Consider the following 10,537-nt stretch of genomic DNA (forward strand, 5'->3'; position numbering starts at 1 on the left):
AACGCCCGATTTACGTGCGACACGGCGACGGAATCCGCGAGCGGGTATACGCTCACACCTGCCATTCCAGGAACCCCATCATGAGTGCGGCCCTCATCTATTACGTCGCTGCCAGCCTCGACGGCTACATAGCCCGTCCGGATGGCCGCGTGGACTGGTTGAAACCGATCGAGGAAGCCGGGGACGACCATGGCTACCAGGCTTTCTACGACAGCATCGACTGCCTGCTGATGGGCCGGGTGACCTACGAAACCATCCTGGCCTTCGGTGGTGCCTGGCCCTACCCCGGCAAACCCTGCACCGTGCTGACTCGCGGCGACCCGCCGCGCGCCGCCGCGGAAGTGCAAATCAGCCACGACACCCCGGCCCAGGCCATCGACCAACTGGCCGCCGCCGGCTGCAAGCGCATCTGGCTGGTCGGGGGTAGCTCGCTGGCGGGGACCTGCTACTCTGCCGGCCTGCTCAACGAGCTGGTGGTCAGCTTCATCCCGCACCTGCTGGGCGCCGGTATCCCGATGTTCGCCACTGGCCTCGAACGTCGCCTCCAGCTCCGCGAACAACGCAGCTTCCCCACCGGCGTGGTGCAGCTGCATTACCAACTCCTGCCCGATACCGAGACCGCATGACCACCCTGAATATCGCCGCCGCCTGCCTGCTCGACCCGCATGATCGTCTACTGCTGGTGCGCAAGCGCGGCACCCGGGCGCTGATGCTGCCCGGCGGCAAGCGCGAAGCCGGCGAAAGCCCGCTCGAAGCCCTGCAACGTGAACTTTGGGAAGAACTCCAGCTGCGCCTGGAGGGCCCGGCCCTCAAGCCCCTCGGCCGCTTTCGCGCGCCGGCCGCCAACGAGGCGGACACCTGGGTGGATGCCGATATCTTCGTCGCCCGCCTGCCCCATGCGGTGGAAGCAGCGGCCGAGCTGGAAGAGCTGGCCTGGCTGGAGCCCGGCGAGCCCCACCCGGAGAATCTCGCCCCGCTGTTGCGGGACCACGTGCTGCCAGCCCTGGCCGATCGTTGAAAACTGCCGGCTAGAACCCCTTCCGGGCCTGCTTGCGCAGCAGCATGGCGCTGTCCCAGCCGATCAATAGCACCGCCAGCCAGATGGGCAGGTAGGTCCAAAGCTGGGCGGGGTTGAAGGCCTCGCCCAGGAAGGCCACCGCCACCGCGAACAGCAGCACCGGCTCCACATAGCTGAGGATGCCGAACAGCCCCAGGGGCAGCAGCCGGCTGGACGCCATCATCGCGGCGAAAGCCAGGGTGCCCAGCAGCCCCAGGCCGGGAATCAGCCACCAGAGCTGCGGCGAATCGCTGAATGCCCCCGGCGGTGAGAAGCTGAGGATCAGCCAGATGGCCAGGGGTGCGAGTACCGCCATTTCGAGGATGAAGCCGGACAGCGCGTCCAGCCTCATCCAGCGGCGCAGCATGAAATAGGGTGGATAGCCCAGGGCGGTGACCAGGGTCAGCCAGGAAAAGGCGCGGGTCAGCCAAAGCTCATGGAGCACGCCCAACACCGCGCAGCAAACCGCCAGCAGTTGCAAGGGCCGCAGGCGTTCGCCATAGAACACTTTCCCGGCCATCACCATCGCCAGGGGCAGCAGGAAGTAGCCGAGGGAGACCTCGAGCATCCGTCCCTGCAATGGTGCCCAGAGAAACAGCCCCCACTGCAGGCCGATCAGCAGCGCCGACAGCGGCAGGGCCGCCAGCAGCAGCGGTTCGCGCCGCAGCCGTCCGAGCGCCGTGACGAAGACCGGCCACTGGCGCGCCAGCACCAGCAATAGCAGGACCGCCGGAATCGACCAGAGCACCCGTTGGGCGAATATTTGTACGCCATCCAGCGGCGCCAACTCGCGCACATAACCGGGCATCAGGGCAAACAGGACCGACGCTGTCAGGGACAGCGCGACACCACGACCTGACAGCCTCATGGCCGCCTCGGTGTGCAGGAAAGGGAATGGAGCGAAATCATCTCGAGCCTCGCAAAGCAGCCGGCGAACATACGCCTTCCTTGCCGCGAGCGAAAGCTTAACAAGGGCAATTGCTGACCACCCGGACAGGGCCGTCGCCGGCATTGCCGAAAACGGCATTACTTCCTCGCTAGCAAAGACCTTGTAGGGGGGAATTCATTCGCCAAGCAGGCCGCAGGTCTGCCCTTCGAACTTCCGCGTGGCTCAGGCATCCCTCTCCCCAGCCCTCTCCCAGAGGGAGAGGGGGCCGCTCGTGCAGGAGGCTCGACCGCTGCGCTTTTCCTGTGGGGGCGAATTCATTCGCGAAGCGGGACGCAGTCCTGCCATTCCAACCCCAGGCATAAAAAAACCCGGTCTGATTCCGGACCGGGTTGGCGGGTGCGCTCAAGGAGCCATGGCGCACCAAAGAGAAGCTGCGGAGCCGCGGGTCAGGCGACCCTGGCCAGCTGGGCCTTGGCCGAGGCCAGGCCTTTTTCCTGGAACTCGTCGCCCATGTTCAGGCCTTCGGCGTGGATGAAGGTCACGTCATGGATACCGATGAAGCCCATGGCCTGGCGCAGGTAGGGCTCCTGATGGTCGAGCGGGCCGCCGGAGTAGATGCCGCCGCGGGCGGTCAGGATGAAGGCGCGCTTGCCGGTGAGCAGGCCTTTCGGGCCGGTTTCGGTGTACTTGAAGGTGACGCCGGCGCGCAGCACGTGGTCGAGCCAGGATTTCAGGGTGCTGGGAATGGCGAAGTTGTACATGGGTGCGGCCAGGACCAGCACGTCGGCGGCCAGCAGCTCTTCGGTGAGCAGGTTGGAGCGTTGCAGAGCGCCCTTCTCGCTCGCGCTCTGCTGGTCGGCGGGCTTCATCCAGCCCCCCAGCAGGTCGGCATCGAGGTGCGGCACCTGGTCGACGGCGAGGTCGCGGACCTGGATCTCATCGGCCGGGTGGGCGCTCTGCCACTGGACGATGAAGTCCTGGGTCAGTTGGCGGGACACGGAACCTTGCTGGCGGGCGCTGCTTTCAATGACGAGTACGCGGGACATGTGGGCTACCTCCATCGGGGGTTGTTGTGCGTCGATGGAGCGCAGATTAGGTCGTCACATATCGATAAAAAAGCGTAAATATCCGCTACAAAGTATCAAGAAAGTTGATTTGTACCAGGCAGGGCACTAGGCTGGTTCCTGTGCCCGGAATCGTCCGCGAACTACTTGGGATTGCAGGTCAGCTTGATCCGCAACTTGATCACCGCGCGGTTGAAATTGGACGTCAGGTAAGCGCTCTTGCCGCCCTCGATGATCGCCTTGCGCACCTTCGGGGTTTCCGGTCCGTTGACGAATACGGCCTTGCACTCGGCGGTGGCTTCGCCGAGGTTGCGGATATTGATGGCGGCCAGGTTATCGCTGATGTCGGTGGTGTCGTAGGTGATCTCGGCGCCGTTGTACTGCTTCTCCACTTCGATCGGGTAGGCGAAGGCCAAGGTGGGCAGCAGGGCGAACAAGGCACAGCACAGTTTTTTCATGGACGTTCTCCAGTGCAGAGAACGCCAGCTTAACAGAGCGCCGCAAGCGGAATCAGCGCCATGGGTGCGCGCAATTCGCCGGCAGGAGCAGCTAGAGGAGCAGCAGAGCATGAAAGCCCCGCGCGTAACCCTGGACCAGTGGCGAACCCTCCAGGCGGTGGTGGACCACGGCGGCTTCGCCCAGGCGGCCGAAGCCACCCACCGCTCGCAATCCTCGGTGAGCTACACGGTCGCGCGCATGCAGGAACAGCTCGGCGTGCCCCTGCTGCGCATCGAAGGCCGCAAGGCGGTGCTGACCGAGGCCGGCGAGGTGCTGCTGCGCCGCTCGCGGCAGCTGGTCAAGCAGGCCAGCCAGTTGGAGGATCTGGCCCACCACATGGAACAGGGCTGGGAAGCCGAGGTGCGCCTGGTGGTGGATGCCGCCTATCCCAATGCCCGCCTGGTGCGCGCCCTCTCCGCCTTCATGCCGCAGAGCCGCGGCTGCCGCGTGCGCCTGCGCGAGGAGGTGCTGTCCGGCGTCGAGGAAGTATTGCTGGAGGGCTCGGCGGACCTCGCCATCACCGGCCTGGACATCCAGGGCTACCTGGGCGCCGGGCTCTGCTCGGTGGAGTTCATCGCCGTCGCCCACCCCGACCACCCGCTGCATCGCCTGCAGCGCCAGCTCAGCTTCCAGGATCTGGAAAGCCAGCTGCAGGTGGTGATCCGCGACACCGGCCGCACCCAGCCACGCAATGTCGGCTGGCTCGGCGCCGAGCAACGCTGGACAGTGGGCAGCCTGTCCACCGCCGCCAACTTCGTCAGCAGCGGCCTGGGCTTCGCCTGGCTGCCGCGCCACCTGATCGAACGCGAACTCAAGGACGGACAGCTCAAGCCCCTACCCCTGGAACAGGGCGGCAGCCGGCACCCCTCCTTCTATCTCTATGCCAACAAGGAAAAGGGCCTGGGCCCGGCCTCGCAGATCCTGGTCGAACTGATCAAGACCTTCGACTCCGCGCCCCTGGATGCCCCCTTCGCGGCGCCCATTTCCAGCGCCTGACAGGAGGTCATGCATGTCCTACTTCGAAAACGACGGCTGTCAGCTTCATTACGAGGACTTCGGCCACGGCATGCCGGTGGTGCTGGTGCACGGTCTGGGCTCCAGCACCCGCGACTGGGAATACCAGATCCCGGCGCTTGCCGCCCACTACCGGGTTGTCGCCCTGGACGTGCGCGGCCATGGCCGCTCCGACAAGCCCCGTGAGCGCTACAGCATCGCCGCCTTCGCCGATGACGTGGTGGCACTGATCGAGCACCTGGGGCTGATCGACGTGCACCTGGTGGGCATCAGCATGGGCGGCATGATCGGCTTCCAGCTGGGCGTCGACCGCCCCGACCTGCTGCGCAGCCTGACCATAGTCAACAGCGGACCGGAGGTGATCCCCAGGGCCCCGCGTGAATTCCTCGAGATCGCCAAGCGCTGGAGCCTGTCACGCCTGCTCAGCCTGGAGACCATCGCCAAGGGACTCGGCCGCCTTCTCTTCCCCTTGCCCGAACAGGCTGACCTGCGGCGCAAGATCGAGGAGCGCTGGCCGCAGAACGACAAGCGTGCCTACCTTGCCTCCCTCGACGCCATCATCGGCTGGGGAGTTCGCGAACGCGTCGCACGCATCACCTGCCCCACCCTGGTGATCACCGCCGACCACGACTACACCCCCGTGGCGCTCAAGCGGGTCTATGTGAACGAAATGCCGGACGCGCGGCTGGTGATCATCGAGAATTCCCGCCACGCCACTCCGCTGGACCAACCCGAACGATTCAACACCACCCTGCTCGACTTTCTTGCCGAAGTGGAGCGCAACAAGGACCAAACCCCATGCTGAAGAAACTCGTCCTGGGCGCCTGCGCCCTGCTCGTCTCCCTCAACCTGCTGGCCGCCGACAAACCCCACGTGCTGCTGACCACCAGCGCCGGGGAAATCGAAGTGGAACTGGATGCCGACAAGGCCCCGATCAGCGTGAAGAACTTCCTCGAGTACGTGGACGCCGGCTACTACAACGGCACCGTGTTCCACCGCGTCATCCCCGGCTTCATGATCCAGGGCGGCGGCTTCGATACCGACTACGCCGAGAAGGACACCCGCGAGCCGATCAAGAACGAAGCCGACAACGGTCTGCGCAACGTCCGCGGCACCCTGGCCATGGCCCGCACCCAGGTGGTGGACTCGGCCACCAGCCAGTTCTTCATCAACCAGAAGGACAACGCCTTCCTCGACCACGGCAGCCGCGATTTCGGCTACGCGGTGTTCGGCAAGGTGGTGCGCGGCATGGACGTGGTCGACCAGATCTCCAGCGTGCCCACCGGCAACCGCGGCATGCACCAGAACGTCCCGCTGCAACCGGTACTGATCCTTTCCGCCAAGCGCCTTTGAGCCCAAGGCCCGGGCAGGAAGCCCGGGCCACAGGCCCCAACCAGGATGGAGCCCATGCTGTTCCAACGCTTCGAGCGCCTGATCGATGTATTCCGCCAGGCGCCTGACCAGATGCCCCCGCGCAGCGTACTGCGCTTCTACGTCCACTACCTGCGCCAGGTCTGGCCGATCTTCAGTGCCCTGCTGCTCGTGGGGCTGATCGTGGCCCTGATCGAGGTGGCGCTGTTCAGCTTCCTCGGTCGCATCGTCGACCTGGCGCAGACAGCGCCCCGTGGCCAGTTCTTCGCCCTGCACGGCCATGAGCTGGCCTGGATGGCGCTGGTGGCCCTGGTGCTGCGCCCGCTGTTCAACAGCCTCCACGACCTGCTGGTGCACCAGGCCATCACCCCCAGCCTGACCAACCTGATCCGCTGGCAGAATCACCGCTACGTGCTCAAACAGAGCCTGGGCTTCTTCCAGAACGACTTCGCCGGGCGCATCGCCCAGCGCATCATGCAGACCGGCAACTCCCTGCGCGACTCGGCGGTGCAGGCGGTGGACGCCCTCTGGCACGTGCTGATCTACGCCGTCAGCTCCCTGGTGCTGTTCGCCGATGCCGACTGGCGCCTGGTGCTGCCCCTGGTGGTCTGGATCGCCGGCTACATAGTCGCGATCTTCTATTTCGTGCCACGGGTCAAGCAGCGTTCGGTGGAGTCCTCCGATGCCCGCTCGCGGCTGATGGGCCGCATCGTCGACGGCTACACCAACATCACCACCCTCAAGCTGTTCGCCCACACCCGCAAGGAAGAGGACTACGCCCGCGAGGCGATCGACGAGCAGACCCGCAAGACCCAGATGACCGCGCGGGTGATCACCGCCATGGACGCCACCATCACCACCATGGGCGGCCTGCTGATCGTCACCACCTGCGGCCTGGCCCTCTGGCTGTGGAACCAGGGGCTGATCAGCGTCGGCGCCATCGCCCTGGCCACCGGCCTGGTGATCCGCATCATCAACATGTCCGGCTGGATCATGTGGGTGGTCACCGGCATCTTCGACAACATCGGCCAGGTGCAGGACGGCATGCAGACCATCGCGGTGCCGCGCCTGGTGACCGACCGCCAGGATGCCAAGCCCCTGGTGGTCGAGCGCGGCGACGTGCGCTTCGAAGCCGTCGCCTTCCACTATGGCAAGGGCAGCGGCGTGATCGAGGGCCTCGATTTGCGGGTGCGGCCCGGCGAAAAGATCGGTCTGGTGGGGCCTTCCGGCGCCGGCAAGTCCACCCTGGTCAACCTGCTGCTGCGGCTCTACGACCTGGAAGGCGGGCGGATCCTAATCGACGGCCAGGACATCGCCCAGGTGACCCAGGAAAGTCTGCGCGCGCAGATCGGCATGGTCACCCAGGACACCTCCCTGCTGCACCGCTCCATCCGCGACAACCTGCTTTACGGCCGCCCGGGCGCCAGCGACGCCGACCTGCTGGATGCGGTACGCAAGGCCCGCGCCGCCGAATTCGTGCCGCAGCTATCGGACGCGGCGGGCCGGCGCGGCTTCGACGCCCATGTCGGCGAGCGCGGCGTGAAGCTTTCCGGCGGCCAGCGCCAGCGCATCGCCATCGCCCGCGTTCTGCTCAAGGACGCGCCGATCCTGATCCTCGACGAAGCCACCTCGGCACTGGACTCGGAAGTGGAAGCGGCTATCCAGGAAAGCCTGGAAACCCTGATGCACGGCAAGACGGTGATCGCCATCGCCCACCGCCTCTCCACCATCGCGCGGATGGACCGGCTGGTGGTGCTGGACAAGGGCCACGTGGTGGAGAGCGGCAGTCATGCCGAGCTGCTGGAGCACGGCGGCCTCTACGCGCGCCTCTGGCAGCACCAGACCGGCGGCTTCGTCGGCGTGGAATGACGCCCCGGCCGCGTCGCACTATCGACGCGGCTGATCTCGACTACAAGGCGCTTCGATTTCTGCCAGTCGCGTCCGGCTGGTCATATGGAGCCCGTACCCGGCCTCGCCAGAGACCGTCATCGGACCCCAGCAGAGGATCAGCCATTGAAGATCGCATCCGTCGTCAGCGCCGTACTTTCCAGCCTCGCCCCCAGCGTGTTCGCCCAGGACATCTACCAGGAGCCGGGATCAGGCATTCCCGCCGTCGACTACCACTACGGCATGGAGCTGGACGTGCACCGCGTCCTGAGCCGCACCGACACCTCCCAGCGCACCGGCGTGGTACCGGTCACCCTGGTCTATGAGGACAGCCAGGGCGAACTGCACAAGATCCGCTTCCTGGAATGGGGCAGCCATACCAGCGCCAGTTGATCGCCAGGCTCCGGCACCGGCTCCACCGCAGGGTGCGCCGTGCGCACCGCCCTCGGGATCACGACTCCCGACGAGTGGTGCAACGCGCGGCCCCGCCGGTGGGCGACTCAATGGGGCTGGAATGAGCCCCGCGTAGACCATGAACGAAAAAAATTCAGTATCTGCGACAAACGGTCGCAGCGCCTCAAGCACGGGCGATTGCAAGTGGTTAAAAAACGCTCAAAACGGAGGTCGTCGAAGTGGGGGATTGAACTAAACGTTCTCGTCGGGTCACATGAAGTCCCTTGTTAGCGAAAACCCAACAGAGGAATACAAGCCTTATGAAAATGGCCTCGGTTGTCAGCGCCCTGCTCTCCAGCCTCGCGCCCAGCGTATTCGCCCAGGATGGCATTCAGAATCAGAACCACAGCGCCGCCCTGCCGGCCGTGGACTACCACTACGGAATGGACGTCGATATCCAGAAGGTGCTGCACCGCACCGACACCTCCGACAAGACAGGCGTCGTGCCGGTCACCCTCGTCTACGAAGACAGCGAAGGTGAAGTGCGCAAGCTTCGCTTCCTCGAATGGGGCGGCACCACGGCTGACGGCACCCTCGCCAGCCAGATCGAAGCTGCCACCGCTGACGTTACCCTTGCCAGCCAGACCGACATTACCCCTGACGGCCAGATCGGCTGATCAATCCCGCCTGAAGGGCAGCAGGCCGCGCGCCTCCTCGGCGTAGGCCAGCACCCCTCCCCGCTCCTGCACCAGGAAATCGTCCACGGCCGCACGCAAGCCGGGGTGGGCGAGCCAGTGCCAGGAGCGGGTGATCACCGGCTCGAAACCCCGAACCAACTTGTGCTCGCCCTGGGCGCCGGCGTCGAAACGCTGGAGCCTTGAAGCGATCGCCTGGTCGATGCCCTGGTAGAAGCAGGTCTCGAAATGCAGCCGGTCGAACTCCGCCAGGCAGCCCCAGTAGCGGCCGTAGAGCGTATCGCCGCCCTGCAGTGAAAAAGCCATGGCCACAGGCCGGCCCGCCTGCGTCGCCAGGACCACGCGTATGGCTTCGGGCATCCGTTCGGCCAGCAGGCTGAAGAAGGTACGCGTCAGATAAGGCATCTGGCCCCGCACCTGATAGGTGTTGGCATAGCAGGCATAGACGAAATCCCAGTCCGCCTCGGCCAGTTCATGGCCCTGGCGCCACTGGAAGTCGATCCCCTGCCCCGCCACCTGCTCACGCTCCTTGCGGATCTGCTTGCGCTTGCGCGAGCTCAACGCATCGAGGAAGTCCTGGAAGTCCCGGTAGCCGTGGTTGCGCCAGTGGAACTGGCAGCCCAGGCGCTCCAGCCAACCGTCGCGACCGCGCAGGTGGTGGTCGGCAAAGGCGTCGGTGAAGTTGATATGCAGCCCCGAAAGACCGTCCACTGCCACATCGGCCACCACACCGTCGAGCAATTCGCTGGCCGCCCCATCGTCCACCGCCAGCAGCCGAGCACCGCCCACCGGCGTGAAGGGTATCGCCGCCAGCAGCTTGGGGTAGTAGCGGATGCCGGCACGCTGGCAGGCGTCGGCCCAGGCCCAGTCGAACACGTACTCGCCATAGGAATGACTCTTGAGGTAGGCCGGCAGCGCGGCCTTCAGCTCACCGCTCGCGCCCAGCAACACGTGGTGCGCGGGATGCCAGCCACTGCGACCACCCACGCTGCCGCTCTCCTCGAGGGTAGAAAGGAAAGCATGGCGCAGGAACGGCTGCTCATCCGGCAACAGAGCATCCCACTGGTGCGGGTCGAGATCGGTAAGACGGGAAAGGGTCTGGATCGGCATGGCGCCAGTCTGGCGCGGGCCGCGAAGGAAGAAAAGCAGGAAAAAAAAAGGGCGACCGAAGTCGCCCGAGGTGCCTTGCGTGCCTGTAAACCCGGTGGACTCAACGCGGTTTGCGTTTGTTCGAGTCCTTCCAGATGAAGTAACCGACGCCAGCGAAGAAGGCGACCATGAGACCGACGGTGCCGATACCAGCGAGTACCACTACATCGACGAACATGATCTGCCTCCTGCTTTGGCGCTGTTGCTTCGATGGGTTCAAGTTAACCGCAAGGCAGGTCCGGAAAATTGACCTGGATCAATAGTGCCGAAGGGCCGGAAGCATGGCTGGCGGGGAACTGATCCAGGTCAATTTTCGGAGAGGGCTGAAGGTGATCCGAACGTAGGGTGGAAAGCGCTTCTCCTTTCCACCAGCGAGGCGAGACGTGACTCCGATGGTGGACCGATGAAGCGTGGTCCACCCTACGAAAAGCAGGGCCTGGTACCGAAGTGCCCCGAACGTAGATACCGTCTTGGAACCTAGTGCGCAAGGGCCAGTTTTGCATCGAAAGGCTGGCCCGAT

13 protein-coding genes are annotated in these 10,537 nt (G+C 65.1%); 8 read left to right on the plus strand and 5 right to left on the minus strand.

Going from position 1 to position 10,537, the window contains the following annotated elements; genetic code table 11:
• Nucleotides 1–80: 80 nt before the first annotated feature.
• Both E8F11_RS17285 and E8F11_RS17290 read left to right on the plus strand, forming a co-directional pair.
• Nucleotides 81–626 (plus strand): dihydrofolate reductase family protein, encoded by a 546-nt coding sequence (locus tag E8F11_RS17285; protein ID WP_280290077.1) that lies wholly within the window; start codon nt 81–83, stop codon nt 624–626.
• Nucleotides 623–1,018 carry an NUDIX domain-containing protein gene (locus E8F11_RS17290; protein WP_280290078.1) on the plus strand — a complete coding sequence of 132 codons (396 nt, stop codon included), beginning with the start codon at nt 623–625 and terminating at the stop codon, nt 1,016–1,018. Before E8F11_RS17285 ends, E8F11_RS17290 begins: the two co-directional genes overlap by 4 nt.
• Before the next feature lie 10 nt (nt 1,019–1,028).
• On the opposite strand, the gene rarD is transcribed toward E8F11_RS17290, so the two are convergent.
• From rarD to E8F11_RS17305, 3 genes are all read right to left on the minus strand, one after another.
• The gene (gene rarD, locus E8F11_RS17295; RefSeq protein ID WP_280290079.1) at nt 1,029–1,925 is read right to left on the minus strand and encodes an EamA family transporter RarD; all 897 of its coding nucleotides are present in this window, start codon (nt 1,923–1,925) and stop codon (nt 1,029–1,031) included.
• 467 nt (nt 1,926–2,392) lie between these two features.
• The gene (locus tag E8F11_RS17300) at nt 2,393–2,992 is read right to left on the minus strand and encodes an FMN-dependent NADH-azoreductase (RefSeq protein WP_280290080.1); all 600 of its coding nucleotides are present in this window, start codon (nt 2,990–2,992) and stop codon (nt 2,393–2,395) included.
• A gap of 161 nt (nt 2,993–3,153) precedes the next feature.
• On the minus strand, nt 3,154–3,468 hold the full coding sequence (locus tag E8F11_RS17305) for a 3-phosphoglycerate kinase (RefSeq protein ID WP_280290081.1): 315 nt from the start codon (nt 3,466–3,468) through the stop codon (nt 3,154–3,156).
• 109 nt (nt 3,469–3,577) lie between these two features.
• Here E8F11_RS17305 and E8F11_RS17310 point away from each other — a divergent pair, with 109 nt between their 5' ends.
• The 6 genes from E8F11_RS17310 (at nt 3,578) to E8F11_RS17335 (ending at nt 8,850) form a co-directional block, all read left to right on the plus strand.
• Nucleotides 3,578–4,504, plus strand: coding sequence for a LysR family transcriptional regulator (locus tag E8F11_RS17310; protein WP_280290082.1), 927 nt, complete (start codon nt 3,578–3,580; stop codon nt 4,502–4,504).
• A gap of 13 nt (nt 4,505–4,517) precedes the next feature.
• Complete coding sequence (locus E8F11_RS17315) at nt 4,518–5,327, plus strand: alpha/beta hydrolase (protein ID WP_280290083.1); 810 nt, start codon at nt 4,518–4,520, stop codon at nt 5,325–5,327.
• Complete coding sequence (locus tag E8F11_RS17320) at nt 5,321–5,875, plus strand: peptidylprolyl isomerase (RefSeq protein WP_280290084.1); 555 nt, start codon at nt 5,321–5,323, stop codon at nt 5,873–5,875. The genes E8F11_RS17315 and E8F11_RS17320 overlap by 7 nt, the downstream gene beginning before the upstream one ends.
• A gap of 54 nt (nt 5,876–5,929) precedes the next feature.
• Complete coding sequence (locus E8F11_RS17325) at nt 5,930–7,762, plus strand: ABC transporter ATP-binding protein (protein WP_280290085.1); 1,833 nt, start codon at nt 5,930–5,932, stop codon at nt 7,760–7,762.
• Nucleotides 7,763–7,906: 144 nt separating this feature from the next.
• Nucleotides 7,907–8,173 carry a DUF2790 domain-containing protein gene (locus tag E8F11_RS17330; RefSeq protein ID WP_280290086.1) on the plus strand — a complete coding sequence of 89 codons (267 nt, stop codon included), beginning with the start codon at nt 7,907–7,909 and terminating at the stop codon, nt 8,171–8,173.
• 320 nt (nt 8,174–8,493) lie between these two features.
• Complete coding sequence (locus E8F11_RS17335) at nt 8,494–8,850, plus strand: DUF2790 domain-containing protein (RefSeq protein WP_280290087.1); 357 nt, start codon at nt 8,494–8,496, stop codon at nt 8,848–8,850.
• On the opposite strand, the gene E8F11_RS17340 is transcribed toward E8F11_RS17335, so the two are convergent.
• Both E8F11_RS17340 and ccoM read right to left on the minus strand, forming a co-directional pair.
• On the minus strand, nt 8,851–9,978 hold the full coding sequence (locus E8F11_RS17340) for a GNAT family N-acetyltransferase (RefSeq protein WP_280290088.1): 1,128 nt from the start codon (nt 9,976–9,978) through the stop codon (nt 8,851–8,853). It abuts the gene before it with no gap.
• 100 nt (nt 9,979–10,078) lie between these two features.
• Nucleotides 10,079–10,195: a cytochrome c oxidase subunit CcoM gene (ccoM, locus tag E8F11_RS17345; RefSeq protein ID WP_280290089.1), complete on the minus strand. Its 117-nt coding sequence runs from the start codon at nt 10,193–10,195 to the stop codon at nt 10,079–10,081.
• Nucleotides 10,196–10,537: the final 342 nt, after the last annotated feature.

This window comes from Pseudomonas sp. BN417, assembly GCF_029871205.1.
Taxonomy (GTDB): Bacteria; Pseudomonadota; Gammaproteobacteria; order Pseudomonadales; family Pseudomonadaceae; genus Metapseudomonas.